This window comes from Microbacterium sp. HSID17254, from assembly GCF_003989315.1.
Lineage (GTDB): Bacteria > Actinomycetota > Actinomycetes > Actinomycetales > Microbacteriaceae > Microbacterium.
Genome location: NZ_RBLT01000006.1, coordinates 21765 through 46636, shown reverse-complemented (window position 1 = coordinate 46636; position 24872 = coordinate 21765). Strand labels below are relative to the sequence as shown.

At 71.3% G+C, this 24872-nt stretch carries 26 protein-coding genes and 1 tRNA gene; 12 read left to right on the top strand and 15 right to left on the bottom strand.

Features of this window, described 5'->3' with window-relative positions:
- Positions 1 to 46: 46 nt before the first annotated feature.
- The 4 genes from D8M34_RS04525 to D8M34_RS04510 are packed head-to-tail and all read right to left on the bottom strand — an operon-like array spanning position 47 to position 3861.
- Complete coding sequence (locus D8M34_RS04525; RefSeq protein ID WP_062632898.1) at positions 47 to 1420, bottom strand: FAD-dependent oxidoreductase; 1374 nt, start codon at positions 1418 to 1420, stop codon at positions 47 to 49.
- Between the two features lie 56 nt (positions 1421 to 1476).
- The gene (locus D8M34_RS04520) at positions 1477 to 2538 is read right to left on the bottom strand and encodes a polyprenyl synthetase family protein (protein WP_060921235.1); all 1062 of its coding nucleotides are present in this window, start codon (positions 2536 to 2538) and stop codon (positions 1477 to 1479) included.
- Positions 2539 to 2581: 43 nt separating this feature from the next.
- Positions 2582 to 3301 (bottom strand): class I SAM-dependent methyltransferase, encoded by a 720-nt coding sequence (locus tag D8M34_RS04515; protein ID WP_101848414.1) that lies wholly within the window; start codon positions 3299 to 3301, stop codon positions 2582 to 2584.
- Positions 3298 to 3861: a DUF402 domain-containing protein gene (locus tag D8M34_RS04510; RefSeq protein ID WP_126893290.1), complete on the bottom strand. Its 564-nt coding sequence runs from the start codon at positions 3859 to 3861 to the stop codon at positions 3298 to 3300. The genes D8M34_RS04515 and D8M34_RS04510 overlap by 4 nt, the downstream gene beginning before the upstream one ends.
- 35 nt (positions 3862 to 3896) lie before the next feature.
- Between D8M34_RS04510 and D8M34_RS04505 the strand changes: the two genes are divergently transcribed.
- Complete coding sequence (locus D8M34_RS04505) at positions 3897 to 5150, top strand: isochorismate synthase (protein ID WP_126893289.1); 1254 nt, start codon at positions 3897 to 3899, stop codon at positions 5148 to 5150.
- Between the two features lie 9 nt (positions 5151 to 5159).
- On the opposite strand, the gene D8M34_RS04500 is transcribed toward D8M34_RS04505, so the two are convergent.
- The 3 genes from D8M34_RS04500 to D8M34_RS04490 are packed head-to-tail and all read right to left on the bottom strand — an operon-like array spanning position 5160 to position 8033.
- Complete coding sequence (locus D8M34_RS04500) at positions 5160 to 6002, bottom strand: polyphosphate kinase 2 family protein (protein ID WP_126893288.1); 843 nt, start codon at positions 6000 to 6002, stop codon at positions 5160 to 5162.
- A gap of 16 nt (positions 6003 to 6018) precedes the next feature.
- Complete coding sequence (menD, locus tag D8M34_RS04495) at positions 6019 to 7668, bottom strand: 2-succinyl-5-enolpyruvyl-6-hydroxy-3-cyclohexene-1-carboxylic-acid synthase (protein WP_126893330.1); 1650 nt, start codon at positions 7666 to 7668, stop codon at positions 6019 to 6021.
- Between the two features lie 14 nt (positions 7669 to 7682).
- Entirely contained in the window at positions 7683 to 8033 is a 351-nt protein-coding gene (locus D8M34_RS04490; protein ID WP_025102432.1) for a PLD nuclease N-terminal domain-containing protein, read from the bottom strand.
- A gap of 74 nt (positions 8034 to 8107) precedes the next feature.
- Here D8M34_RS04490 and D8M34_RS04485 point away from each other — a divergent pair, with 74 nt between their 5' ends.
- The 3 genes from D8M34_RS04485 to D8M34_RS04475 all read left to right on the top strand — a co-directional run bounded on the left by D8M34_RS04485 (position 8108) and on the right by D8M34_RS04475 (position 11373).
- A complete protein-coding gene (locus tag D8M34_RS04485) occupies positions 8108 to 8533 on the top strand; it encodes a hypothetical protein (RefSeq protein ID WP_062765283.1) in 426 nt (141 codons plus the stop codon).
- A 64-nt stretch (positions 8534 to 8597) separates the two neighbouring features.
- On the top strand, positions 8598 to 9251 hold the full coding sequence (locus D8M34_RS04480; protein ID WP_126893287.1) for a DsbA family protein: 654 nt from the start codon (positions 8598 to 8600) through the stop codon (positions 9249 to 9251).
- Positions 9252 to 9300: 49 nt separating this feature from the next.
- Positions 9301 to 11373: a bifunctional lysylphosphatidylglycerol flippase/synthetase MprF gene (locus tag D8M34_RS04475; protein ID WP_126893286.1), complete on the top strand. Its 2073-nt coding sequence runs from the start codon at positions 9301 to 9303 to the stop codon at positions 11371 to 11373.
- 37 nt (positions 11374 to 11410) lie between these two features.
- Here D8M34_RS04475 and D8M34_RS04470 read toward each other — a convergent pair whose 3' ends face one another.
- Complete coding sequence (locus tag D8M34_RS04470) at positions 11411 to 12685, bottom strand: MFS transporter (protein WP_238695597.1); 1275 nt, start codon at positions 12683 to 12685, stop codon at positions 11411 to 11413.
- Positions 12686 to 12755: 70 nt separating this feature from the next.
- Here D8M34_RS04470 and D8M34_RS04465 point away from each other — a divergent pair, with 70 nt between their 5' ends.
- A complete protein-coding gene (locus D8M34_RS04465; RefSeq protein WP_062765296.1) occupies positions 12756 to 13421 on the top strand; it encodes a TetR/AcrR family transcriptional regulator in 666 nt (221 codons plus the stop codon).
- On the opposite strand, the gene arfB is transcribed toward D8M34_RS04465, so the two are convergent.
- Together arfB and D8M34_RS18755 are read right to left on the bottom strand one after the other, a co-directional pair.
- Positions 13387 to 13827 (bottom strand): alternative ribosome rescue aminoacyl-tRNA hydrolase ArfB, encoded by a 441-nt coding sequence (arfB, locus tag D8M34_RS04460; RefSeq protein WP_126893285.1) that lies wholly within the window; start codon positions 13825 to 13827, stop codon positions 13387 to 13389. The genes D8M34_RS04465 and arfB overlap by 35 nt on opposite strands.
- A 41-nt stretch (positions 13828 to 13868) precedes the next feature.
- A tRNA-Met gene (locus tag D8M34_RS18755) sits at positions 13869 to 13944 on the bottom strand.
- A gap of 220 nt (positions 13945 to 14164) precedes the next feature.
- Here D8M34_RS18755 and D8M34_RS04455 point away from each other — a divergent pair.
- The 3 genes from D8M34_RS04455 (at position 14165) to D8M34_RS04445 (ending at position 16522) form a co-directional block, all read left to right on the top strand.
- Positions 14165 to 14992, top strand: coding sequence for an SDR family oxidoreductase (locus tag D8M34_RS04455; RefSeq protein WP_126893328.1), 828 nt, complete (start codon positions 14165 to 14167; stop codon positions 14990 to 14992).
- 303 nt (positions 14993 to 15295) lie between these two features.
- Entirely contained in the window at positions 15296 to 16222 is a 927-nt protein-coding gene (locus D8M34_RS04450) for a hypothetical protein (protein WP_126893284.1), read from the top strand.
- A gap of 9 nt (positions 16223 to 16231) precedes the next feature.
- Positions 16232 to 16522, top strand: a complete 291-nt coding sequence (locus D8M34_RS04445; RefSeq protein ID WP_126893283.1) for a DUF4229 domain-containing protein — start codon at positions 16232 to 16234, stop codon at positions 16520 to 16522.
- Between the two features lie 234 nt (positions 16523 to 16756).
- Here the strand turns inward: D8M34_RS04445 and D8M34_RS04440 are convergent, their stop codons facing one another.
- From D8M34_RS04440 to D8M34_RS04430, 3 genes are read right to left on the bottom strand one after another with little or no spacing between them, the layout of a single operon-like run.
- Entirely contained in the window at positions 16757 to 17725 is a 969-nt protein-coding gene (locus D8M34_RS04440; protein ID WP_126893282.1) for a 1,4-dihydroxy-2-naphthoate polyprenyltransferase, read from the bottom strand.
- Between the two features lie 36 nt (positions 17726 to 17761).
- Positions 17762 to 18052: a DUF4287 domain-containing protein gene (locus D8M34_RS04435; protein WP_060922391.1), complete on the bottom strand. Its 291-nt coding sequence runs from the start codon at positions 18050 to 18052 to the stop codon at positions 17762 to 17764.
- A gap of 14 nt (positions 18053 to 18066) precedes the next feature.
- A complete protein-coding gene (locus tag D8M34_RS04430) occupies positions 18067 to 18426 on the bottom strand; it encodes a cupin domain-containing protein (protein ID WP_126893281.1) in 360 nt (119 codons plus the stop codon).
- A 45-nt stretch (positions 18427 to 18471) separates the two neighbouring features.
- Here D8M34_RS04430 and D8M34_RS04425 point away from each other — a divergent pair, with 45 nt between their 5' ends.
- Entirely contained in the window at positions 18472 to 19497 is a 1026-nt protein-coding gene (locus D8M34_RS04425) for an ArsR/SmtB family transcription factor (RefSeq protein ID WP_126893280.1), read from the top strand.
- A 7-nt stretch (positions 19498 to 19504) separates the two neighbouring features.
- Here the strand turns inward: D8M34_RS04425 and D8M34_RS04420 are convergent, their stop codons facing one another.
- The gene (locus D8M34_RS04420; protein ID WP_126893279.1) at positions 19505 to 19963 is read right to left on the bottom strand and encodes an Lrp/AsnC family transcriptional regulator; all 459 of its coding nucleotides are present in this window, start codon (positions 19961 to 19963) and stop codon (positions 19505 to 19507) included.
- Between the two features lie 72 nt (positions 19964 to 20035).
- Here D8M34_RS04420 and D8M34_RS04415 point away from each other — a divergent pair, with 72 nt between their 5' ends.
- Positions 20036 to 21487 carry a DUF6421 family protein gene (locus tag D8M34_RS04415; protein ID WP_126893278.1) on the top strand — a complete coding sequence of 484 codons (1452 nt, stop codon included), beginning with the start codon at positions 20036 to 20038 and terminating at the stop codon, positions 21485 to 21487.
- A 102-nt stretch (positions 21488 to 21589) separates the two neighbouring features.
- The gene (locus D8M34_RS04410; RefSeq protein ID WP_126893277.1) at positions 21590 to 22249 is read left to right on the top strand and encodes an SDR family NAD(P)-dependent oxidoreductase; all 660 of its coding nucleotides are present in this window, start codon (positions 21590 to 21592) and stop codon (positions 22247 to 22249) included.
- 36 nt (positions 22250 to 22285) lie between these two features.
- Here D8M34_RS04410 and D8M34_RS04405 read toward each other — a convergent pair whose 3' ends face one another.
- Entirely contained in the window at positions 22286 to 23719 is a 1434-nt protein-coding gene (locus tag D8M34_RS04405; RefSeq protein ID WP_062765337.1) for an MFS transporter, read from the bottom strand.
- A gap of 60 nt (positions 23720 to 23779) precedes the next feature.
- Here D8M34_RS04405 and D8M34_RS04400 point away from each other — a divergent pair, with 60 nt between their 5' ends.
- Positions 23780 to 24847: a threonine aldolase family protein gene (locus D8M34_RS04400; protein WP_025102460.1), complete on the top strand. Its 1068-nt coding sequence runs from the start codon at positions 23780 to 23782 to the stop codon at positions 24845 to 24847.
- Positions 24848 to 24872 lie beyond the last annotated feature (25 nt).

Genomic DNA, 24872 nt, shown 5'->3' with positions numbered 1-24872 from the left:
GGCGCGGGGACCCGGCGCCGGGAGCACGCCCCGGCGCCGAGACGACTCACTCGCCGCGGGAGACGCGCACCATCTCCTCGCGCGGGACGACCTTCACGCGCGCCCGCTCCTGGGGCGCGCCGAGGCTGATCTCGTGCTCGTCGAGGCGGTGCCAGCCGTCCAGGTCGGTCCAGGCGACGCCGCGCTCGGCGAGCAGTGCCGGGATGGCCTCCTCGGACGGGTCTTCCGGGTGCCACCACGAGCCCTGGTCGTTGATCAGGTGACGGACGGTCTCCATGGCGTCGGACTTCGTGTGGCCGATGAGACCGACCGGGCCGCGCTTGATCCAGCCGGTCGCGTACACGCCGGGGACGCGGTCGTTGGAGTCCTTCGCGAGCACCTGGCCCTCGTGGTTCGGGATGACGCCGTGCTTCTTGTCGAAGGGGACGCCCGGCAGGGGCGAGCCGAAGTAGCCGATCGCGCGATACAGCGCCTGCACGGGTACCTCACGCAGCTCTCCGGTGCCGACCGCACCACCCTGACCGTCCGGCTGGGTGCGCTCGTACACGAGGGCCGCGACACGGCCGTTCTCGTCGGTGCGCACCTCGACCGGGCGCGCCCAGAAGTGCAGGTGCAGGCGGCGCGAGGCGGTGCCGCCGGCGTTGTTGACGGAGTCGCGCTTGCGCCAGGACTGCAGGATGCGGTCGATGACCATGACCTGCTTGTTGCTCGCGACCGCGTCCTTCGAGGCCTCGTCGTAGTCGAAGTCCTCGTCGTAGACGACCATGTCGACGTCGCGCAGCTCCCCCAGCTCGCGGAGCTCCAGCGGCGTGAACTTCACCTGGGCCGGCCCGCGGCGGCCGAACACGTGGACGTCCGTGACGGCGCTCGCCTTGAGCCCCTCGTACACGTTCTCGGGGACCTCGGTGACGAGGAGGTCCTCCGCGTGCTTCGCGAGCATGCGGGAGACGTCGAGGGCGACGTTGCCGTTGCCGAGGACCGCGACCGACGCGGCGTCCAGCGGCCACTCGCGCGGCACGTCGGGGTGTCCGTCGAACCAGCTCACGTAGTCGGCGGCGCCGTAGGAGCCCACCGCGTCGATGCCGGGGATGTCCAGCGACGTGTCACGGATCGCCCCGGTGGCGAAGATGACCGCGTTGTAGTGCTTCTTGAGGTCGTCGAGCGTGATGTCCTCGCCGAACCGAACGTTGCCGAAGAGGCGGATGTCGCCACGGTCGAGCACGTCGCGCAGGGCGGTGATGATGCCCTTGATGCGGGGGTGGTCGGGGGCGACGCCGTACCGGACGAGCCCGTAGGGGGCGGGGAGCTGCTCGAACAGGTCGATGGACACGTCGAACTTGCGCTCGGCCTTCAGCAGGATGTCCGCGGCGTAGATGCCCGCGGGGCCGGCGCCGACGATGGCCAGTCTCAGCTTGGTCATGGAGGTCCTTTCGTGTGCCGTCGCGGCGGACACCCGGGCCCGGGGCCCGTACGGTGTCAGCTGGAGCGCTCGGCGAGGGTCTCGGCGAATCGGGTGAGCGCTTCGCGCACGGTGCCGCGCGGAAGGGCGGTGAGGGCGTCGATCGCCTCCTGCGTCCACGCGTGGGCGAGCTCGAGGGTCTTCTGGGTGACGGCGTGGTCGCGGAGCTCGTCCAGCGGTCCGTCGAGGATCGCCGGGTCGGCGCCGTCGGCGATGAGGGCCACACCGTCGTCGATGCGGGCGGCGAGGTCGGCTGCGGCGTCATCGTCCTCCGCCTTGAGCAGGAGGTATGGCATGGTCGGGACGCCCGCGCGCAGGTCGGTGCCCGGGACCTTGCCCGTCTCCTCGGGCTTGGCCGACAGGTCGATCACGTCGTCGAGGAGCTGGAAGGCGACGCCGATCTTCTCGCCGTAGACGCGCAGCGGCTCCTCGTACTCCGCCGGGGCGTTCGAGAAAATCACGCCGCCCTGGGTGGCCGCCGCGATCAGCGAACCGGTCTTGTCCGCGAGCACCTGGATGTAGAACGCGATCGGGTCGTCGTCCGGCTGCGGACCGAGGGTCTCGTGCATCTGCCCGAGGACGAGGCGCTCGAACGTGTCGGCCTGGAGCCGGATGGCGCGCTCGCCGAGCCGCGACATGAGCTGGCTGGCGCGCGAGAAGAGGATGTCGCCGGTGAGGATGGCGATGTTGTTGCCCCACACCGTCTGCGCGGCGGGGACACCGCGGCGGCGGTCCGCGCCGTCCATGACGTCGTCGTGGTACAGCGAGCCGAGGTGCGTGATCTCCAGCGCCTTCGCGACGTCGATCACCTCTCGGGTGTTGCCGTCGCCGAGCTGGGCCGCGAGCAGCGTGAGGACGGGGCGGATGCGCTTGCCGCCGGCCTCGTACAGATAGCGGCTGGCGGCGTCGGCGAGGGGGTCGGCGACACGCACGTCGTCCGCGAGCCCGGTCTCGACCAGCTCCAGTCCGTCTTCGATGGTGCGGGCGATGCGACGCGCGGCGGGACCGACGAAGACGCGATCGCTGAAGCCGAGACGGCTCGCGAGTCGCGAACCCGGGGCGCTGGGGCTCGAAGTCACGCTCCCAGCCTACCTGCGTCGGGTGCCGCCGTTCGCGCCGTGCTCACGCGGGCTTGCGCGCCCGGTGCAGGGCCACGATGCCGAAGGTGAGGTTGCGGTAGGCGACATCCTGCCAGCCGGCCTCCCTGATCCATTCGGACAGCCGCTTCTGGTCGGGCCAGTCGCGGATCGACTCGTTCAGATAGTCGTAGGCGTCGCCGTTCGTTCCGGCGACCCGGGCCACGCGCGGGAGCACCTGCGCGTTGTAGAACCGGTAGGCCCCGCGGAACAGCTTCCCCGGAGGCGTGGAGAACTCGTTGATGACGAGGCGGCCGCCCGGCTTGGTCACCCGGTAGAGCTCGCGCAGCGCCTTCTTCGGGTCGTTCACGTTGCGCAGCGCGTACGACATCGTCACCGCGTCGAACTCGTCGTCCGCGAACGGCAGGGCGGTGGCATCCGCCTGCACGAAGGAGAGGTTGCGCATCGCCCCGTGGCGGCGCTGACCCTCGGCGAGCATGCCGGGCGAGAAGTCCGCCGCGACGACCTGCGCGCCGCTGCGGGCGAGAGAGGCGGAGGAGGATGCCGTGCCCGCTCCGAGATCGAGGATGCGCTCCCCCGGCTTCGGGGCGACGGCGCGGGTGGTCGCGGCCCGCCACAGCGCGTCGTTGCCGAACGTCATCGCGGTGTTCGTGCGGTCGTACCCGGCGGCGACCTGGTCGAACATGCCGCTGACGCGGGCGGGGTCCTTGCCGAGATCGGCGCGGTTCTTGTCGTTCGCGGTCACGCGTCCAGTCTAGGCGCGAGGTCCAGCGCTTCGAGTCGGTCCAGCCAGGGATCGGCCGTGGCGTCGTCGAACGGCGCCGTGCGTTCCCTGACCCTCGTCTCGAGGTCGAGCGCCAGCTCCTCCAGATGCCGCATGACGGGGGCCGGGTAGCCGTAACGGGCGCTGTGCTCCGCCCACTCGTCGCGGTCGTCGACCCAGGTGCCGCGCTCGCCCTCCACACGGACGACGTCGAGGTCCATGTCGATGCCCGTCGCGAGCAGCGGGTCGTCCGACCACCGCACGTCCCACCCGAGGTCGATGTAGACACGCATCCCCCGGGGGTGCCGGCGATTGACGGTGAGCGCGAAGTCGGCGCTCGGCGGGACGAGGGTGACGTTCGGCGTGGCCGCGTGGAACTCCGCCCCCGGGCGGGCGCTGTGCCAGCCGGTGGGCTGCCCCACCCAGTCGCCCCACCGGTCGGCACCGAGGTACACGCACTCGTGGCGCCAGTGCGGCGAACCGTCCCACTTGCGCCACTGGAAGATCATCTCGGCACCGGCTGCGGGACGCGCATCGCTCATCCGCCCACCCTACGTCCGCGGAATAGGCTGGAGTCGTGCAGCACACCCCCCTGGTCGTGGAGACCCGAGAGATCGATCCGGTCGAAGACCTCCTCTCCTTCGCGGACCCCGCCCGCCCGCTCGCCTGGTTCCGCCGCGGCGACGGGATCGTGGCGGTGGGTGAGCCGGTCGCCGAGCTCCGCCCGTCGGCCGAGGAGGGGCGCACCCGCGCCGAGACCCTCGCGGCGCTCTGGAAGGGGCTCGCGGCGGCGGCCGAGGTCTCCGACCCGCTGCGACTCCCCGGGACCGGACTCGTCGCGTTCGGGGCCTTCACCTTCGACGAGGACTCGCGCGCCGACAGCGTGCTCGTCATCCCGTCGCGGATCCTCGGCCGCCACGGCGACCGCTTCTGGGAGACCCGCATCCACCGCTCCGACGACGAGCGTGCGCCGGGTGCCGTCGAGGCCGCGGAGTACGGACCGCATTGGGCGGGCACCGTGGGCCCCGGAGCGCAGAGCCCCCAGGGCTACCAGGACGCCGTGCGGGGTGCGCTGGCGCGCATCGCGGACGGCGAGCTCAGCAAGGTCGTCCTCGCGCGCGACCTCCAGGGCACCATCCCCGCGGGCTCCGACCTGCGGCGACTCGTCCGCGCGCTCGCCACCGGATACCCGGACACCTGGGTCTTCGCGGTCGACGGACTCATCGGCGCGAGCCCGGAGACCCTCGTCACGGTGCAGGACCGGACGGTGACCGCTCGTGTGCTCGCCGGAACGATCGGGCGCGGGGCCGACGCCGACGCGGACACCGCCGCCTCCGCGCACCTCGCCTCCAGCACCAAGGACCTCGACGAGCACCAGTACGCCGTGCAGAGCGTGCTCGCGTCCCTCCGCCCGTACACCAGGGCCCTGGCGGCGAGCGAGCAGCCCTTCCTGCTCAAGCTGCCCAACCTCTTCCACCTCGCGACCGATGTGGAAGGCGAGCTGGAGAACGGCCGCTCGGCCCTCGACCTCGTGCGCGCACTCCACCCGACCGCGGCCGTCGCCGGCACCCCGACACCGACGGCCATCGCCGCCATCCGGGAGCTCGAACCGTTCGACCGCGAGCGCTACGCCGGACCGGTCGGCTGGGTCGACGCGGACGGCAACGGCGAGTGGGCCATCGCCCTGCGGTGCGCGCAGTTCACGACGACGGACGACGCGATCGCGGTCACCGCCTACGCCGGGGCCGGGATCGTCGCCGGATCCGATCCCGAGAGCGAGCTCCTCGAGACCCGGGTGAAGTTCCGCCCGCTCGTCGACGCGCTGGCCTGAGCCCCCCGGTCAGCTCGCGGCGAGGCGCTTCTTCTCGGCCTCGACGTCGAAGTCGGCGACCGGCCACTGCGGATCGATGTCCTCGAGGGCGGCCAGCAGCAGCTCCTGCACGGCCAGCCGCGCGTACCACTTCGCGTTCGCCGGCACGACGTACCAGGGCGCAGCCTCGGTCGACGTGCGATCGAAGACGGTCTGGTACGCCTCCATGTACTGCGGCCACAGCATCCGCTCGTCGACGTCGCCCGGGTTGTACTTCCAGTGCTTGTCCGGGCGCTCCAGGCGCTCCATCAGCCGCGCCTTCTGCTCCTCCGGGGAGATGTGCAGCATGACCTTGACGATGCGGACGCCGGACGCCGCGACGCGCTCCTCGAACGCGTTGATCGCGTCGTAGCGCCGCTCGATCTCGGGGGCGTCGGCGAGCTGCCGCACCCGTCCGATGAGCAGGTCCTCATAGTGCGAGCGGTCGAAGACCCCGATGAACCCGGGCTCCGGCAGCCTCTTCTCGACGCGCCACAGGAAGTCGTGCTGCCGCTCCTCCGCCGTCGGCGCCTTGAACGCGGCGAGCGCGACGCCCTGCGGATCGACGCCCCCGACCACGTGCCGGACGATGCCGCCCTTGCCTGCGGAGTCCATCGCCTGCAGGACGAGCAGCACCGCGTCCTGCGCCGTGCCCACCCGACTCTCGGCGAACAGCCGCTCCTGCAGGTCGTTCAGGCGTTCGAGACCGGCTTCGAGGTCGGCCGTGCCGCGGGACTTGCCGTGGTCGTAGCCGGGCTTGCTGTCGGGATCGACATCGGCGAGGCGGAAGCCGGGCCGCACCCGCAGGTTCTGCGTCCAGGTGTGCGCGTTCATACGCACATGATGCCAGTCACCGCGGCAGCGGCACCTCGATGATCTGGCGACCGCCACGCGGCGTCGTCAGCGCCTGGTCGAGAGCGGTCCGCGTGGTGACCCGCTGATACTCCCAGCCGTAGGCGAGCGCGAGGTGCTCCAGGCGCACCCCGTGCGGGGTGTAGAACACGCGATCGAGGTGCGCGGCCGGCGCGGTGCCCGCCACCTCCAGGCCGTCGAAGATCGTGCCGCCGCCGTCGTTGCCGACGATGACCTGGAGTCGCGGCTCCGTCTCGTCGCTCGGAAACAGCAGCGCACCGACGTCGTGGAGGAACGCGAGGTCGCCGAGCAGCACCCGGGTCACGCCCGGAGCCCCGGCGGCCTGGCTGGCGACGGCGATGCCCGTGGCGGTGGCGATCGTGCCGTCGATCCCGGCGAGACCGCGGTTGGCGTGCACGGGGACCTTCTTGCCGCCGAGCACCTCGTCGGCGACGCGGACCAGGCGGGACGACCCGAACACCAGACGGTCATGCGGCCAGGTGGCCCGCCACACCGCATCCACGAGGCGCTCGCGATCGAGCGGGCGTCGCACGGCGTCGAGCTCCGCGCGCACAGCGTCGCGGCGGGCGGCGAAGTCGGTGGAGGAGAGCCCCTCGGTGTCCGGGGCGTTCTCGCTGAGATCCACGGCCTCGTCGGCGGCGGCCCGCATCCACGCGCCGAGCCACTCCCGGTCGGTCTCCCCCTGGGCGACCGTGACGGCCGCGACGGCGCGCGTGCGGTGATTCAGATTCAGCTCCTCGCCGCCCCTGCGGACCGCGATCACCTCCACGTCCGCGCGGGACAGCAGCCGTGCGGCCTCGCGGCTGAGCGTCGGGTGTCCGAGCACGACCACCCGTTCGATGCGTCCGCCGAGGTCGTCGCGGGACAGCAGCCGGCGATACCCATGCACCACCTGGCGTCCGAAGCGTGCGCCGCTGACGATCTCCGCGATGAGCGGCCACCCGCCGGAATGGGCGATCTCCTCCGCCGCGGCACCCGCATCGGCGCCCGCGAGGACAACTGTTCGCGGCCCGCGCTCCAGCGCGAACGCCTCCGGCTCCGGCAGGCGCGGCGCCTCCCCCGGTGTCAGCGTCCGTGTCGGCATCGCGCCCGACAGCGGTTCCCGGGACGGCAGGTTCAGGTGCACCGGGCCGGCGACGCCGGGAAGCCCGGACTCGGGTTCCGCCCCCCCGAGCGCGAGGGCGACCACGCGCGCGGCGAGGCCGTCCCACTCGCCGTCTCCGGGAACGGGCGCGTCGATCTGCGCCCGGACCCAGGGGTGGAACAGACCCTCCTGGATGGTCGCCTGATTCGCACCGACTCCCCGCAGCTCGGGAGGCCGATCGGCGGTGAGCAGCAGCAGCGGCACCCCGGAGTGGAAGGCCTCCATCGTGGCCGGGAGGAGGTTCGCGACAGCCGTGCCGCTGGTGCACACGAGCGCGACGGGGACCCGGGTCTCCCGTGCGATGCCCAGGGCGGTGAACCCGGCGACCCGCTCGTCGATCCGCACGTGCACGCGCAGCGCGCCCTCGTCGGCGAAGGCCGCCGCGGCCAGCGCGAGAGCCTGTGACCGCGAGCCGGGAGAGAGCACGACATCACGGACGCCGTGGGACACGAGGTCGGCGAACAGGGAGGCCGCGGCCTCCATCGCCGGCGACGACGTCACGGGCGCGGATCCGCGGCGGGCGGCTCGTCGGTCTCCTCGTCGAGCCGCGCGAGCTCCTCCTCGAGACGACGGATGCGGGCGTCCTGCTCCGCCTTGCTGATGCTGCGGAGGAAAGCGGGGTCGTCGTCGGGAGCGACGGTGCGCGGCACGCCCTGGTCGTTCGCCCGGCGACGGCCGATGACGAACCAGAGGATCCCGCCGATGACGGGGATGAGGACGACGATGGCGACCCAGGCGGCCTTGGGCACGCCCCGGTGCCGCGTCGCCGGCTGCACGGCACAGTCGACGATGCTGTACACCCAGAACACGGCGGCGAGGAAGCCGCCGACGATCAGTAGTCTCGCCACCCCTCCAGTGTAGGCATGTCGGGGTCGGACGGGCCCGGGGCGGGCAAAGCGTCCGTTGCTAGACTGCGCGGGACATGCCGCCCCTCGCCCCCGTCCCGACGCCGCGAGCGCGCGCCGAGCGGGTCCTGCGGAGCCGGATCGTCATCGCCGTCGGCCTCGCGCTCCTGCTCGTCGTCGGCGCATGGTCGACCTCGCACGGGACGGCGGAGGCGCACGCGACCCTGTGCCTCGCCCCGGGCGTCTCGCAGGCCTCCGACACCGCAGGGACCGCAGGACCGGTCGCCGAGCCCGCTCCCGCGGATCCGGCCGCCGACGCGGCGGCGTGCGCGATGGCCGCCCTCTGCTGCGTCGCCCTCGTCCTCCTCTTCCGTCATCTGCGCACGCGCAGCGGGATCCGTCTCCGCGGCCTCCTCCCGCTGGCGACCGCTCCCCTCCGCGCCGGCCCCCGCCCGTTCCTGCCCGCGGTCTCGCTCATCCAGCTCTCCATCTCCCGCACCTGATCCGACGCCGGCTCCGGCCGCCTCCGCGGCACCCCTCGTCGTATCACCCGTGTTTGGAGACCCCATGAAGACCCCCGTCAAGGCGACCCTCATCGCCGTCGCCGTCGCCGTCGTGCTGCTCGTCGTCGGCATCGTCTATGCCCTCAGCCAGCAGCCCGCGCAGCCCGATCCCGAGGCCGGCGAGAAGCTGCCGACCGTCCGCACCGACTCCCACGTGCTCGACGAGGGCGGCCCCGACGCCGTCACGGTCGTCGAGTTCCTCGACTTCGAGTGCGAGGCCTGCGGCGCGTTCTACCCGATCGTGGAGGAGTTGCGCGCCACCTACGACGGCGACATCCGGTACGTCACCCGGTACTTCCCCCTGCCCGGGCACGTGAACTCGACCCAGGCCGCGCTGGCCGCCGAAGCCGCCGCGCAGCAGGGCCGCTACGAGGACATGTTCCACCGCCTGTTCGAGACCCAGGCGCAGTGGGGCGAGCAGTCGACGGAGACGCCGGAGGTGTTCCGCGCGTTCGCCGAGGAGCTCGGGCTCGACCTGGCCGCGTACGACGCCGCGGTCGCCGATCCGGCGACCCTCGCCCGTCTGCAGCAGGACAAGCGCGACGGCGAGCGGCTGGGCGTGAGCAGCACCCCGACCTTCTTCGTCGACGGCGAGAAGGTCGAGCTCGTCGAGTGGAACGACCTGGAGGAGGCGATCGCCGCGGCCGTCGCCGAGTGATCCGGTCGGTGGGGTCGCCCAGCGGCGGCCCCACCTCTACGCTGAGCGCATGACCTCGGAGCGCCCCTCGTCGGCCCGCCTCCTGTTCGGGGCCCTGCGGACCACGCCGGCGACGCTGACGATGATCGGTCTCGTGCTGCTCACAGGCGTGGTCTGGCAGGGGCTGTGGCGGCCGTTCGAGGACTCGGCCCTCTTCCCCGCCGTCGCCTACGGGCTGCCGAGCCTGGCTGAGGGCAAGTGGTGGACGCCGGTCACGGGGACGTTCTTCGTCAACCAGCCCTGGGTGTACCTCTTCACCATCGCCGGGTTCTGGGGTATGGGCTACCTGGAGCACCGCCGCGGCACCCGGGTCGCCCTCGCCTACTTCACGGTCGGACAGCTCTTCGCGATCTTCGCGACGGCTCTGTTCCTGCTGCTGGTGTCGCAGCTGCCGTGGGCGTGGGCGCAGACCCAGGCGCAGGCCCTCGACGTCGGCGCGTCCGGCGGCACCATGGCGTGCATCGCCGCCGCCGTCGGGCTCTTCCGTCCGCCGTGGCGGGTGCGCGCGTGGCTGGTGCTCCTCGGATTCGTGTTCGTCGCGATGATGTTCTGGGGAAAGCTGGCCGACCTGGAGCATCTGTTCGCGGTGCTGCTCATCCTCTTCGTCGACCGGAGCCTGCGCGTGCGGCGCACGACGGTCCGGGAGCAGCGGCTGATCGCCGTGATGGCCGTGCTCACGCTCGTGGCCATCGAGATCATCACGGTCCTCGTGCCGACCGATGGCCCGTTCGGCCCCACGGACCCGGCATCGGGCGGATTCATCGACACGGCGATCGACGTCGCGGTGATCCTGGTCATCGCGAACGGCCTGCGGCGCGGTCGCCGCTGGGCGTGGGTCGTCGCCGTCATCCTCGGACCTCTCAACGTGCTGGCCGCCACCCTCGTGCTGGTCCTCATCATCCTCACGAGCGAAGCACAGCTCGAGATGGTGATCGACGCGGAGACCGAGCTCACGCTTGCCACGGGCGTGCTCTGGGCTCTCGTGCTCGTGTATCTCGTCGCGGTGCGGCGGGCGTTCCGCGCACGGCGCACGACGGCTCTGGGCCGGCAGCCCGCCCCGACCGCAGACGAACTCCGGCGCGAACTGCGGGCGCACGGCGGGGGCACCCTGTCCTGGATGACGACCTGGGAGGGCAACGGCTACGCCCGCGTGGACGGCGGGATCGTGGCCTATCAGCGCCGCAACGGCGTCGCCCTGGCCCTCGCCGACCCGATCGGGCCGGCGGAGTCCCGTGCGGCGGCGGTGCGCGACTTCATCCGCACGGCCGAGGACGCCGGACTCGTGCCGTGCTTCTTCAGTGCGGACGAGGCGACGAGGTCGGCCGTCCCGGAGACCTGGCGCAGCCTGGTGGTGGCGGACGACACGATCGTCGACCTCCCGGGTCTCACCTTCACCGGCAAGCGCTGGCAACCGGTGCGCACCTCCCTCAACCGGGCGGGGCGGGAGCAGATGACCTTCCGGCTCACCCACCTCGCCGCGGAGACCTGGGGCCTGCGGCAGCAGCTCCGCGCGATCTCGGAGGCGTGGGTCGGCGATAAGGACCTTCCGGAGATGCGGTTCACGCTGGGGACCCTGGAGGAGGCGGAGGACCCCGAGGTCCGCCTCGCGCTCGCGATCGCTCCGAACGGCGACGTCGACGGCTTCCTCTCCTGGCTGCCCGTGTACGGGGAGGGCGGGGTGGTGCGCGGCTGGACCCTCGACCTCATGCGACGCCGCGAGGGCGGTTTCGGACCGGTGATGGAGTATCTGATCGGCGCCTCCGCCCAGCAGTTCTCGGAGGAGGGCGCCGAGATCATGTCGCTCTCCGGCGCTCCGCTCGCACACGACTACCCGCCGGACGCGGGCGTGATCGCCGCGTTGAGCGAACGTCTCGCCGACGCGCTCGAGCCCGTCTACGGCTTCCGCTCGCTGCACCGCTTCAAGGAGAAGTTCCACCCCCGCTACGAGACCCTCTACCTCCTCTTCCGCGACGAGAGCGACCTCACCCGTATCGGCGGAGCCCTCACCCGGGCCTTCCTCCCCGATGCCACGCTGCGGCAGTTCGCCGGGGCGGGGGTGGAGCTCGTCCGCGGGGAGCGCTGACCCCGCGGACCCTCGACGCTGCGCCGGGTCCTTCTGCTCAGAGCCGCGCCTCGGCCACCTCGACGGCCTCCTGCGCCTGCGGCTCACGCTTCGCCGTGTTCGCGATGTGCGCCCGCGCGACGACCAGTGCGGCGACGACCATGATCCCGACGCCCAGCCAGTACGGCGCGGCATGGCTGACCGCGGTGTAGAGGGCGGCCGCGATCAACGGGGCGATCGTGCCCATCGCGGCGTTGAGGGACTGCGTGGCCCCTCCGAGCCAGCCCTGCTCGTCGTCGCCGACGGCGTTGGACATCGCCCCGTCCATCGCAGCCTGCGCCGCGCCCTGACCGGCGGCGAGCAGGAGCGCCCCGACGATGAAGAGCCACGGCTGGGCGAGCAGCGAGGCCACGATCGCGAGGCCGGCGAGACCGACCGCCTGCGCGGTGATGGCGCTGACGATCACGCCGCGCTCCCCCATCCGCGGCAGCAGGATGCCGAGCAGCACGCCCTGGATGAGGATGTCGATGATGCCCACGCCTGCCGTGAGCAGGCCGATCTGCGTCGGCCCCCACTGGATGGCGTCGAGGGCCAGCACGCTGAAGTTGTTCACGAAGAATCCGAACGGCAGCGCGAGCAGTGCGAACGCGATCATCAGCCCGCGGAGCTCGGGCCGACCGAACGCGGTACGGAACACCCCGAACGGCTGGACGTCGCGGAGAGCGATCCGGGCAATGCGGTTCTCCGGCCGCAGGCTCTCGGGCAGCAGGAAGATGCTGAGGACCGCGATCGTGAGCCCGACCGCCGCGGTGAGGAACACGGGCAGGCGCAGGTCGATCGCGGCGAGCAGACCGCCGATGGCGGGGCCGATCATGGTGCCGATGCCGGTCAGCGCGCCGAGGAGGCCGAAGCGCTGCGCGCGCTTCTCGGGCGGCGTGATGTCGGCCAGGTAGGCGAACAGCGCGGGGAGGTCTCCGGCCGTCAGCCCCTGGATGACACGGGCGAGCACGAGCACCCAGATCGCCCCGCCCACGCCGAACAGCGCCATCGAGAAGGCCGCGCCGAACGCCGCGACGATGATGACGGGTCGTCGTCCGAACCGGTCGGAGAGCCGCCCCAGGAGCGGTGCGGCGAGGAAGGCGCACAGGCCGTTGACCGCTTCCAGCACGCCGACCCAGAGAGCGAGGTCGTGTTCGTGCGCGACGTACTGCAGCACGACGAACGGCAGGACAGGAAGGACGACGGTCATGCCGATGACCGTGAGCATCGTCAGGACGACGAGCATGACCCAGGCGCGGCCGGCGCCGCGAACGGGGAGATGAGGTGAAGTCATACCGAAAGTGTATCGATACCAGTTTTGGTGTCAATACAGTTTTGGTTCGGACGCGCGATAAGGTGGCCGCATGACGACGCCCCCGCCCCCGGGCCGCCGCGAGCGCAAGAAGGCCGCGACCCGCAAGAACATCTCCGACGTGGCCACCCGGATGTTCCTGGAGCGCGGGTTCGACAACGTGAGCATCCGCGAGGTCGCCGACGCCGCCGACGTTTCCCCCACCACCGTGTTCGCCCACTTCCCGCAGAAGGAGGCTCTCGTCTTCGACGAGGACGACGAGCAGCGCGATCGCCTCGTCTCGGCGGTGCGCGACCGGCCGACCGGCGTGACGATCAACCGGGCCATCCACGACTTCTACGCCGCCGAGGTCGGCGCCAACCTCGACGAGCACGGCGACGACGTGGCCCGCGTCTTCCTGCGCTTCCTCAACGAGACCCCGGCGCTCCGCGACTACGCGTCGAAGATGTGGCTGCGCCATGAGGATGCGCTCGCCGCGGCCATCGCCGACGAGCTCGGCATCCCGACCCCCACTCCCGAGGTCCGGGTGTACGCGCGGTTCGTCCTGCAGATGCAGATCCTCGTCACCGAGAGCGACGACCAGCAGGCGGTGCTCGACGCCGGCTCCGCGCTCCTCGAACACGGCTGGGCCCCGATCGAGGAGCAGCTCACCGGCTCGCGGAGCGCACAGACGGGTCCGGACGTCAGTCCTCGCGGGGGCGCCGCCGCAGGCTCTTGACGTCGGTGCGGCGGTGCTTCGCCGTCAGCCGCCGCTCCTTCGATCCCCGACTCGGCTTCGTCGCCCGTCGGGCCGGCGCCGGCGGACGTATCGCCTCCGCGACGAGCGCGGCGAGCCGTTCCCTGGCTGCTTCCCGATTGCGCAACTGTGCGCGGTGCTCGGACGCGGCGATCGTCAGCACGCCGTCGACCAGCCGTCCGCGGAGCCGCTCCAGGATCCGCTCGCGCTGCGTCGGCGACACGGCCCCCGAATGCGCCGCATCCCACACCAGCTCGACCCGGGAGTCCGTGGTGTTCACGCCCTGACCGCCAGGCCCCGACGATCGGGAGAACTGCCAGGACAGCTCGGCCTCCGGGATCGTCAGACCCGCGGAGACCCGGAGTCCGGGGCGAGGGGCGGAAGGCATGCCTCCATCATCCGGGATGAGCGGCCGAGCATGGGACCGAGTGGACGCGACGGCGGGAGTCGAACCCGCAACGCCTCCGGATATGAGCCGGGGCCCGGGACCGCCCGGATCGCCGCGATGGGGATGACGTTACCCGGCCGCGATCCTCCCCGCCAGGACCGTTGCCTGGGATAACACCATGAGTCGCCGGATGACGGAGACGGCTAGCGTCGCTGCCGCGTGTCGTCAACCGGTTCGACCGCACCGCGCCGCCGCCGTACCGTCGCTCGCACCGATGACGCCCGAGCAGGAGGCCGACATGTCCGAATCTCAGCACAACGACAAGACCCCGACGCCGATGGCGGAGGCCGGTGACCCGCAGGCGCGGCTGGAGGCCGAGGCCCGCCGCGCGATCGTGACCGGTGCCGACTCCGGGATCGGCCGCGCCACCGCCGTCGCCCTCGCCGCGGCGGGTATCGACGTCGGCATCACCTGGCACAGTGACGAGGCCGGCGCCCAGGAGACCGCGGACGAGGTGCGCAGCCACGGCGCCCGCGCGGTGGTGACGCAGCTCGACGTCTCCGACATCCCCGCCTGCGGCGACGTGATCGACGGGCTGATCGCAGAGCTCGGCGGCGTCGATGTGTTCGTCAACAACGCGGGTGCCGGACTCCAGACCCCGTTCCTCGACGTCACGCTCGAGGAGTGGAACCGCGAGCTCGACACCGACCTCACCGGCGCGTTCGTCTGCCTGCAGCGGGCGGCCCGGTCGATGGTCGCCGCGGGGCGCGGGGGGCGGCTCATCTCCGTGACCAGCGTGCACGAGCACCAGCCAATGGTGGGGGCGAGCGCGTACGACACCGCCAAGCACGGCCTCGGCGGCCTCATGAAGAACCTCGCGCTCGAGCTCGGCCGGTACGGGATCAGCGCGGTGAGCGTCGCCCCGGGCGAGATCGCGACCCCGATGACCGGGCAGACCGACACCGACCCGCACGCCGAGGACCGTCCCGGCATTCCGCTCGGACGCCCCGGCGACGCGCGCGAAGTGGCCGCCCTGATCGCGTTCCTCGCCTCGCCCGAGGCCGCGTACACCTCTGGCGCCTCGGTCGTGATCGACGGCGGGATGCTCCAGATGGGGCCCCAGGCGGGTGCGGCGATCGAGAGCCACGACTGGCGCACGGTCTGAGCACGACACAGGCGGCGTCGAGGAGGGCGGACGCTGAGGTGTGGCCCGCACCCGAACGAGCCACACCCCCAGTGCGTTGCACTGCCGGATGCGAGCATCCGGTGAACCGTCACCGTGAGGCGACGGCCACCTCGCGGCGGTACTGGCCCCCACCAGCGGACCGCGAGGCGTCGTCGAGCGCGACTCCATGAAGATCAGCACTCAACACGTAACACGATACAACTGTCTGTTCGATCGTGCGAATCGACCTAGGTCAATCCGTGAAAATTCGCATGCGGTCTCCGGATCGGTGACGATGGACGGATGCGGTGGCCGTGGAACACGATGTGGCGTCCGATGCGTCGGCGTCGCCGGCGCGGCGGCATCGAGCTGCGCTGGCTCACCGCCCGCTCCTGGACGCAGCGCTGGTACCCCCAGGGGATCGACGTCGGCGAGCGCCGCGGACGGCGCGCCCTCGCAGTGAGCTGGTTCCGCCAGGATGCTTCAGGGCGCCACCTCGCCTCGCGGGTCGTGCTCGTGGACCGCGAGCGCGCCCGCCGCATCGACATCGTGCTGGCGGTCGCCGACGACGACGGCGTCCTGCAGCCCGCGCCCATCCATGCGGGCGGTCTCGCCTGGTTCGGCGATCGTCTGTTCGCGGCGGCGACAGGTCAGGGCATCTGGGAGTTCGACCTGGGTGCGCTCCGGCGCGTGCACGGCACGGAGGCGCAGCGGATCCGCGGCGGCACGAGCCGCCGGGACCGGCGGACGACGGTCGTCGCGGTGCGGACCCGTCGCCACCCGGTGGCGCTGCGGTGCTCCTTCCTCGGTCGCGTGTTCGACGCGGACGGGACGCCGCTCCCCCGCGTGCTCATCGGCGAGTACCGGGGTCAGGAGACCGGGGCTATCGGCGAGTTCACGATCCCCGACGGCACCGACGACGGCTTCGTCGAACACGAGCGGTTCACTCCCGGCATCCGGCACATGCAGGGGGCCGTGCGGTGGGGCGACCGCTACTTCGTGTCGCAGTCCGACCACCTGCGCCCCGGGGTGCTGTGGTCGGGCCCTCGCCAGGCCCTCACCCGACACCCGGTGGCTCTGCCGGTCGGCTGCGAGGATCTGGCCCTCGACCCGGATGACGAGCTGCTGTGGACCCTGGGGGAACACCCGTGGCGGCGCGTGGTGCGGGGCATCCCGTTCGCGAGCCTCGGACTCCGGCGTCACAGCGGGAGCACGGAGCGGCGAACGTAGACTGAACGTGTGAAGAAGCCCGCCCCCCTCCTCGTCTACACCGTGCTGCGCCTGCTGGCGTTCCTCGTCCCGCTGGCCATCCTGTGGTTCTTCTTCCCGATCTTCCGCGAGTTCTGGTGGCTGGCGGCGATCTTCGCGGCCCTCATCGGCGCGAGCATCTCGATGCTGTTCCTCCGCACCCCGCTCTCCGACGCGTCCGCCCGCCTGCATGAGCGTCGGCAGGGCAAGGTCTCCGGCCGACAGGCCGACGCCGCGGCCGAAGACGAGCTCGTCGACGGCGCCCCCGACGACCGCCCCTGACGCAGGCCCGCCGTACACAGCTTCGGAGATTCGAGGCAGGTCTCATTGTTGGACCGGGTCTCAAAACTCTCGGCTAAACCATAGGTTCGACCGGCATCTCGATCTCTGTGCCCGGGTCGCCGGGCACGACTTCGGAGCGACCGCACGACACGCCGAGGACAGGCCCGAGACGACGGCATGTCGGTCGCGAGCTCCGAAGCTGTGCCCGGCGAGGCGCGGGAGACGGGGAGCAGCTCAGCCGACGAAGGCCCAGAACAGGGCGCCCGCGTAGAGCAGCGAGGTGAGCGACGTCAGGGCGAGGGCGACGACCAGCTCCCGCGGCTGCCGGTAGGTCCAGACGATCACGATCGCGGGGAGGCCGGCGAGGAGGGCGAGCAGCGCGATCCAGGCGATCGGGAACAGCAACGCGAGGAACACGGCGATGCCGAACGGCACGAGCACGAAGAGCGTGAAGAGGACCTGCGTGGCGCGGCGGCCGATGAGGACCGTCAACGTGCGCTTGCCGACCTCTCGGTCCTGATCGATGTCGCGGAGGTTGTTGGCCAGCAGCACGGCGCAGGCGAACAGTCCGGCGGCGATCGCTCCCAGCCAGGCCTGCTGCGGGAGCATGAAGACCTGCACCCAGGTGGTGCCGAGAGTGGCGACGAGCCCGAAGAACACGAAGACGAAGACCTCGCCGAGGCCGTAGTACCCGTAGGGCCTCTTGCCCCCGGTGTAGAACCAGGCGGCGACGATGCAGGCCGCACCCACGGCGAGCATCCACCACTGCCCGGTCCGCACGACGATCGCGATACCGACCACCGCGGCGAGCGCGAAGAACACGAGTCCGATGACGAGCACCGTGCGCGGCTTCACCCGCCCGGAGGCCGTGAGCCGCGCCGGGCCGACCCGGTGGGCGTCGGTGCCGCGGATCCCGTCGCTGTAGTCGTTGGTGAAGTTCACGCCGATCTGCAGCAGGACCGCGACGGCGAGGCATGCGAGCGCGATCACCCAGTGGAACTCCGGCCCGGTGCTGCGCGCGGCTCCCGTGCCGATGACGACGGGGGCGATCGCCAGGGGCAGCGTGCGCAGACGAGCCGCGCCGATCCAGTCGCCGATCGTCACGGGACCCGCCTCGACGACCGGCCGCTTGGCCGGGTTGCCGCTGGTGCGCGGCGGGGTGCGCCGACCGGACTTCTTCTTGCGCTGGGAGGATGCTGCCACCCACGGAATCCTAGTCGTCGCGGCGAGGCGGCGAACTCAGCGGTGCGGGTTGCTGTCCTTGCCGTCGAGCCAGAGCTCGTCGGTCTTGTCGGCGTGCGCCCCGGTCGTGCCGACGTGCTTGTCGCTGATCTTCGGCCCCTTGAGGATGACGTGGACCATCGCCTGCGCGTGGCCGTGGCCGAGGCCGTACTCCTGCTTGAGCCAGTTCAGGACGACGGTGGACTTCGTGCTCTCGTCGAACCCCTGCTCGTGCGCGAGGGCGATGAACTGCCGCGGCGTGAGGCCGGTCTGGGTCTCGACCTTGTCGAGGTACGCCTGGAAGGACATGGTGGTCTCCGCTCTCAGTCCTCGTCGAGGAACGTCTGGATGATCGTGTCGGACGCGTGGATGCACAGGATCCGGAGGAGTCCGGTCCCCGCGTTGGTGAAGCCGTGCGGCGTGAAGGCGGGCGCGGTGGCGGCGTCTCCGGCTCGCGCGACGAGGACGTCGTCGCCGATCCGGATCCGCACCGTGCCCTCGAGCACGATCCAGGTCTCAGAGTAGGGGTGCCAGTGCAGCCCCGGCCCCTCTCCTGGCTGGTTCTCGACGAAGAAGTAGGAGACGGCGGCTCCGTGGTCGGCGCCGACGAATCGGCGGCTGCGCCCTGTGCCGATGCGGATCGTACCGCTCGGGACGAGGAGAGGAACGTGGATCTCGGTCATGACCCCAGTGTCGACAGCAGGCGTCGCACCTCCTAGAGTTTCGACGTGGATCGAAACTCCGCGCCGGTCGAGGGCGTCGACGACCCGGATCACCGGGTCGAGTTCCACCTGAGTCCCGGCGACATCCAGGCGGTGCGGTTCGGTATCTCCCCCGGGCACGAACTGGCGCATGCGGTGCGCGTGCTCCTCCGGCCGGCGGCGCACCCCCTGCAGTGGGGGTGGCTCCGCACCGCGCGGGAGGGGCTGCCTCGCGACGCCTTCGCGCTCCTGGCGACGGTGATCGGCGACGACGGCTACCTCCCGGACTTCCTCACCAGCACGCCGCGCGGCGACCTGACCCCCGAGGCGGAGGTCGCCGCCCTGCGGGAGGCGGCGCTCGACCCGCTGCGCGTCGACCTCGGCAAGCGGATCCAGCGCTCGACGGGTGCACAGCGGCAGGCCCTGCGCGACCTGTCCGCCCGGCCGGCGCGCGCCCGTGCGATGATCGCCGACGCCTGGGAGGAGGTCTGGGAGGCCGCGTTGGCACCGACCTGGCCTCAGCTGGAGCGCCTCCTCCGGGCCGACATCGCCGTTCGTGCCCGGGCGATCGCGGCGACCGGCATCGCCGGGATGGCCGGCGCCCTCCATCCCCAGGTCTCGTGGGGCGCGGGTGCGGTGCGGGTCTCGCTCCGCCGGCACAGTGAGGAGGTGGACTGTCGCGGCAGCGGCCTCGTGCTGGTGCCCTCCGTCCTCTCGTCCTGGGGCTGCCTTGTGCTCACCGAGCCGCCGGCACAGCCGACGCTGTTCTATCCCGCCCGTGGTGTGACCGCGGGGTGGGCACGGGACGCCACCGAGACCGTGGCCGCCCTGGGCGCCCTGCTCGGCCCGGCGCGCGCCGGCATCCTCCTCACCGCGGGGACGCCCCGCACGACCTCGGAGGTGGCCGCCGATGCGGGGCTTGCGCTGTCGACCGCATCACACCATCTCACCGTGCTGCGGGACGCCGGGCTCGTGGTGAGCGAGCGGGACGGTTCCCGCATGCAGCACGTGCGCACCCCCTTGGGCGAGGCGCTCGTCGGCGCGCTGCTCTGACGCCGCCCTACTCGGCGGTCGAGACGGGGATGATGGGCCGGTGCTCGTAGTAGGTCTGCAGGACCACGGTCGTGCGGGTGCTCACGTTCGCCGCGAGCCGGACGTCGCGGACGAGCTGCTCCAGGTCGCGCGGCGTCGGCACGCGGACGAACAGCATGTAGCTCGCGTCGCCGGCGATGGAGTGGCAGGCCTCGATCGCGTCGAGGTGCTCCAGGAGCTCGGGGGCGTTGTCGGGCTGGGCCGGATCGAGCGGCGTGATCTCGATGAAGGCGGACAACGGAGTGCCCACCTGCTCGGGGTCGAGGATCGCGCGGTAGCCGGTGATGACGCCGCGGGTCTCGAGCCGCCGCAGCCGGGACTGCACGGCCGACACCGACAGCCCGACGGCGTCGGAGAGCTGCGACAGCGTCGCCCGCCCGTCGCGGGAGATGGTCGCCAGGATCGCACGGTCGACAGAATCATCCATGGCTGTAAGATTATCGTCAGGATTCCGTTATCACCGGAATCTTTCCGTTTTTCACTGCGATCGGAGGTTCCGATGTCCCTCGTTTCCGCCAACAGCTCCGCTGTTCAGGCCGTCGTCGGCGAACCCGAGGTCGTCGAGGATGCGTCGATCGCGGAGAACTCCGCCGCCTGGGCACAGCTCAAGCAGGCCGCGATCGCCATCCGTGAGTTGCAGATCAAGGACGGCTCGATCCCTGGCGCTTCGACGAGCTCAGCGACCCAGGACCAGGCGACCGCGCTCGTCGGGCAGATCACCGCTGCGATCCGGGCACTCGCCCCCGCCTTCCCGCACGACGCGGACTACCTCGCCGCCTCCGTCGCCGACTTCGAGCGCTGGGCCTCCGAGGGCTTCGGCGTGCCCGACTTCCTCGACTCGCTCGTGGCGTTCCAGCCGCAGCAACACCGCATCGACGGGATCCGCCACCTCGTGGTCTTCCCGATGTACACGCAGAACGGCTCCAGCGACCGCCTGGTCGAGGCGCTCATCGTCGAGACCATCTGGCCGGAGTTCATCGCCGCACTCGAGGCGGGCGACTACGGCAACAAGCTCTTCGTCTCGCTGCGCCTCGTGGACTTCACGCCCGGCTACGACACGAATTCCGCGGTGCTCTTCCCGGAGACCGTCGCTATGCGCGAGATCCCGACCTTCACCTGGGGCGCGATCTTCCAGGACCGTGAGGCCGCCCGTTACCGCCGCGTGGTCCGTGCGGCCTCGGAGATCACCAACCTCGACCTCCCCGAGCGTGCGGCGGCGATGCTGGAGGATCAGGAGGTCGCCGAGAAGACCTTCGTGATGTGGGACATCATCCACGACCGCACCCACATGCGCGGAGACCTGCCGTTCGACCCGTTCATGATCAAGCAGCGGATGCCGTTCTTCCTCTACTCGCTGGAGGAGATGCGCTGCGACATGACGGCGTTCCGCGAGTCGGTGAAGATCGAGCGAGCGCTGGATGCCCGGGTCGCCGCGGGCGAGGAGCTCACGGAGACCGAGCGGGAGATGCACGAGTACGCGCACCTCGTGCAGTACGCCGTGATCTTCGACCGCATCTTCCGCTTCGCCATCACCGGCACGCGCGTGCGCAACTACGACGCGGTCGGCGGTCAGCTCCTGTTCGCGTGGCTGCACCAGCGCGGCGTGCTGCACTGGACCGACACGGCGCTCGCCTTCGACTGGGAGAACGTGCCGGACGCCGTGGTGGCCCTCGGGGACGCGATCGACGACCTGTACTGGCACTCGATCGACCGCCCCAAGGTCGCGCACTGGCTCGCCGCGTACGAGCTGGTCCGCGGCACGCTGACCCCGCATCCTGCCTCACAGTGGGCGCGCGGCCTGTCGGACGAGATCCTCGCCGGGGCCCCGAAGTGCTACACCGACGCGGTCCTGGACGACGAGTTCCCGTTGTCGATGTTCTTCGAGACCCTCGACAAGAAGATGAAGCCGGTCATCGAGTCGACGGTCGGCATCCGCGGTACGGACGACTGATCCGCACCGCTCCGTTGTGACGCTGGGGCGCACCCCCTCTGCGGCCGGAGACCCGGATCCCGGGTCCGGCCGCAGAGGTATCTCCGACCGAGAGGACACCGCATGACGACGCCGACGAGCGAGGGAGCACGGGGCCGCGTGGTCGTGCTGGCGGGGGCCACGAGCGCGGCGGGACTCGCGGCGACGCGAGCACTGCGCGATGCCGGTGCCCGGGTGATCGCCACCGGCCGCACGGCCGAGCGGCTGCGTCCGCTGGCCGAGGCGGGGGCGGAGACCGCGGTCGCCGATGCGACATCCTTCGCCGAGATGACGACGCTCGCCGATCGGCTCGACACGGTCGATGCGGTCGTGCCCCTCGTGGGCGGCTGGCGGGGCGGCGGCGGACTCGCCGGGCAGACCGACGACGACTTCGCGGCGCTGCTGCCGGCGCTGGAGGCGGTGCGGGCGACGAGCCGCGCCTTCGACGGCCCCCTCCGCGCCTCCGCCGCCGGACGATTCGCGATCGTGTCGTCGACCGCCGTCGCACGCCCCCTCGCCGGCGGAGCGAACTATGCAGCGGTCAAGGCGGCGAGCGAAGCGTGGACCCGCGCCGTCGCTCAGGGGTACGCCAAGGCGGCGCGCGAGGCCGACGAACCGCTGCGGACCGCTGCCGTCGTGTTCCGCGCCAAGGCCCTCGATCCCGAGGCTCTCGCGGCGCGTCTCGTCGGGCTCTGGGACACCGACGCCGCAGATCTCAACGACCGGGTGCTCGATCTGGGCTGAGCCCCGCTCCTCGGACCGCCACCGGGGCTCGGATCGTCACCGGGACTCGGGCGGTATGCCGGGGACGATCGGCGGGGCGTCGCGGAACGTGTCCGGTTCGCCGGTCGCTTCGTGTGCACCGTCGGCGGCCTGCTCGGGAGCCTCGTCGGGAGCTGAATCCGGGGCGGTCGCGTACAGCTCGGTGAGCGTGCGATACGACCGGGTGAAGAAGGCCAGGGTCGCGGCGACCACCATGATCAGACCCGCGAAGAGGCAGATGAGCGCGATGCCGCGCGCCTCACCTTCGCCGAGGAGCCACCCCCACTGCCGCTGCCCCTGCGCGCTGTCCATGTACGGGATCACGAGGAACTCGGCGATCGGGGCGATGAGGAACGCGGTGATCGGGGCCGCCGCTGCCTCCATCGCCGCCGCGGTGCCGAACACCCGTCCCTGGCGCGCGAACGGGACGACCTTCTGGATCACGGTCTGCTCCGCGGCCTCGACGGGCGGCACGAGCGCCATGTACACCCACATGCCGAGGACGTACAGCGGCCACCATTCGCGCAGCATGAAGATCGCCCCGAGGAGTCCCATCGCGATCACGATGAGCAGCATCGTGCGCACGGGCTTCCTGCCGAGGCCGAACTTGGCCACCAGTCCCCCGCCGATCAGGAATCCGGTCGACGCGAAGGCCAGGGCGAACCCCCACATCTGCGCGTCGAAAAGCGTGAGCCCGTACGGATCCATGAGCGCCATGTAGACGCCGCCGATGAGGTTGTTGAAGGTCGAGAAGACGATGAGCGCGAACAGTCCGGGAGCTTGGCGGATCGCCTGGACGCTGCCGCGGAAGTCGACGGCGCTCTTCGCCTCCGGGTCGACCTCGGGCTCGGACTCCGGGATCCGGATGAACAGCAGGTGCGCGAAGGTGAGGGCCATCGCCACGACCGCGATCCCCAGAGTCCACCCCATGCCGAGGAAGCCGATGGAGAGGCCGGAGAAGACGCTCGTGACGAGGAAGGCGAGCCCCTGCACCGTGCCGACGAGACCGTTGGCGTTGGCGCGCTTCTCCTCCGGCACCAGCAGCGTCACCGTGGTGGACAGCGCGATGTTGCGGAGCTGCTCGATCACCCCGCCGAACAGGATGACGCCGGAGAACAGCCAGAACCACGGCCCGCCGAGGTCGAGCAGGGACGCCTCGGGCTGCCACAGGTAGAGGACGCCCGCGACGAGGAACGCCGCCGCCGAGATGACGCTCGACAGGAGCATGACGCGGTGCTTGCGATGACGGTCGACGATGGTGCCGAACACCATCGCGAAGAACGCGACGAACAGCATGTAGGCACCGCCGATGATGCCCGTGGCCAGCACCGACCGGGTCTCGATGTAGACCCAGAAGGTGAGGGCGAACCACAGGAAGCTCGTCGTGACGTTGGCGATCAACGTGTTGACGAGGACGTTCGCGAAAGCTGTCTTCGCCGCGCTGCGTTCCATGGGTTCGAGGGTAGAGCGGGCCTCGGACATCCGGTAGGGGAAGGCGATTAGGCTTGTCCGGTGAGCATCCCGCACGACCCCGCCATCCGGGGCTTCGCCAGTGACAACTACTCCGGCATCCACCCCGAGGTCCTGGCGGCCCTCGCGGCCGCGAACGGGGGCCATCAGGTGGCCTACGGCGAGGACGCCTACACCGCCCGCCTGCAGGAGGTGTTCCAGGCGCACTTCGGTGACACCGCCGCTGCGTACCCCGTGTTCAACGGCACCGGGGCGAACGTCACCGGTCTGCAGTCGATGCTGCCGCGCTGGGGTGCCGTGATCGCGGCCTCGACCGCGCACATCAACGTCGACGAGGGCGGAGCGCCGGAGAAGATCGGCGGCTTCAAGCTCCTCACCGTCCCCACCGACGACGGCAAGCTCACCCCCGAGCTCATCGACCGCGAGGCGTGGGGCTGGGGCGACGAGCACCGCGCGCAGCCGCTCGTGGTGTCGATCACGCAGTCCACCGAGCTCGGCACTCTGTACACCGCGGAGGAGATCCGCACGATCGCGGATCACGTCCACGCGCGCGGCATGAAGCTGCACGTCGACGGTGCGCGCCTGTCGAACGCGGCCGCCGCCCTCGATCTGCCGCTGCGGGCGTTCACGACCGACGCCGGGGTGGACGTGCTGACCTTCGGCGGCACGAAGAACGGCGCCATGCTCGGCGAGGCCATCGTCGTGCTGAACCCGGACGCCGCCGTGGGCCTCAACTACGCGCGCAAGTTCAACATGCAGCTCTCGTCGAAGATGCGCTTCGTCTCGGCGCAGCTCATCGCCCTGCTCGACGGCGACCTGTGGCTGCGGAACGCCCGGCACGCCAATGCCATGGCGGCCCGGCTCCGCGCGCGGATCGAGGACGGCCTCGCCGACGGATCGATCGTCGGGGTGGAGTTCACGCAGCCGACGCAGGCGAACGGCGTGTTCGCGACCCTGCCCGAGGGCGTCGCCGATCAGCTCCGCGACGTGTTCCGCTTCTACGACTGGGACGCCGCCCGCCGCGAGGTGCGCTGGATGTGCGGCTTCGACACCGAGGAGTCCGACGTCGACGCCTTCGTCGACGCCCTCGCCCGCCTCACCCGCCCCTGACCCCGCCCCGCCCCCTGATCGCCGA

Bases quoted from the DNA above. Each gene is read 5' to 3' on its own strand.
- D8M34_RS04525 (WP_062632898.1), bottom strand. From the start codon at position 1,420: ATGACCAAGCTGAGACTGGCCATCGTCGGCGCCGGCCCCGCGGGCATC.
- D8M34_RS04510 (WP_126893290.1), bottom strand. From the start codon at position 3,861: ATGAGCGATGCGCGTCCCGCAGCCGGTGCCGAGATGATCTTCCAGTGG.
- D8M34_RS04500 (WP_126893288.1), bottom strand. From the start codon at position 6,002: ATGAACGCGCACACCTGGACGCAGAACCTGCGGGTGCGGCCCGGCTTC.
- menD (WP_126893330.1), bottom strand. From the start codon at position 7,668: ATGGAGGCCGCGGCCTCCCTGTTCGCCGACCTCGTGTCCCACGGCGTC.
- D8M34_RS04485 (WP_062765283.1), top strand. From the start codon at position 8,108: ATGCCGCCCCTCGCCCCCGTCCCGACGCCGCGAGCGCGCGCCGAGCGG.
- D8M34_RS04480 (WP_126893287.1), top strand. From the start codon at position 8,598: ATGAAGACCCCCGTCAAGGCGACCCTCATCGCCGTCGCCGTCGCCGTC.
- D8M34_RS04475 (WP_126893286.1), top strand. From the start codon at position 9,301: ATGACCTCGGAGCGCCCCTCGTCGGCCCGCCTCCTGTTCGGGGCCCTG.
- D8M34_RS04470 (WP_238695597.1), bottom strand. From the start codon at position 12,685: ATGACTTCACCTCATCTCCCCGTTCGCGGCGCCGGCCGCGCCTGGGTC.
- D8M34_RS04465 (WP_062765296.1), top strand. From the start codon at position 12,756: ATGACGACGCCCCCGCCCCCGGGCCGCCGCGAGCGCAAGAAGGCCGCG.
- arfB (WP_126893285.1), bottom strand. From the start codon at position 13,827: ATGCCTTCCGCCCCTCGCCCCGGACTCCGGGTCTCCGCGGGTCTGACG.
- D8M34_RS04455 (WP_126893328.1), top strand. From the start codon at position 14,165: ATGGCGGAGGCCGGTGACCCGCAGGCGCGGCTGGAGGCCGAGGCCCGC.
- D8M34_RS04450 (WP_126893284.1), top strand. From the start codon at position 15,296: ATGCGGTGGCCGTGGAACACGATGTGGCGTCCGATGCGTCGGCGTCGC.
- D8M34_RS04435 (WP_060922391.1), bottom strand. From the start codon at position 18,052: ATGTCCTTCCAGGCGTACCTCGACAAGGTCGAGACCCAGACCGGCCTC.
- D8M34_RS04430 (WP_126893281.1), bottom strand. From the start codon at position 18,426: ATGACCGAGATCCACGTTCCTCTCCTCGTCCCGAGCGGTACGATCCGC.
- D8M34_RS04420 (WP_126893279.1), bottom strand. From the start codon at position 19,963: ATGGATGATTCTGTCGACCGTGCGATCCTGGCGACCATCTCCCGCGAC.
- D8M34_RS04415 (WP_126893278.1), top strand. From the start codon at position 20,036: ATGTCCCTCGTTTCCGCCAACAGCTCCGCTGTTCAGGCCGTCGTCGGC.
- D8M34_RS04410 (WP_126893277.1), top strand. From the start codon at position 21,590: ATGACGACGCCGACGAGCGAGGGAGCACGGGGCCGCGTGGTCGTGCTG.
- D8M34_RS04405 (WP_062765337.1), bottom strand. From the start codon at position 23,719: ATGGAACGCAGCGCGGCGAAGACAGCTTTCGCGAACGTCCTCGTCAAC.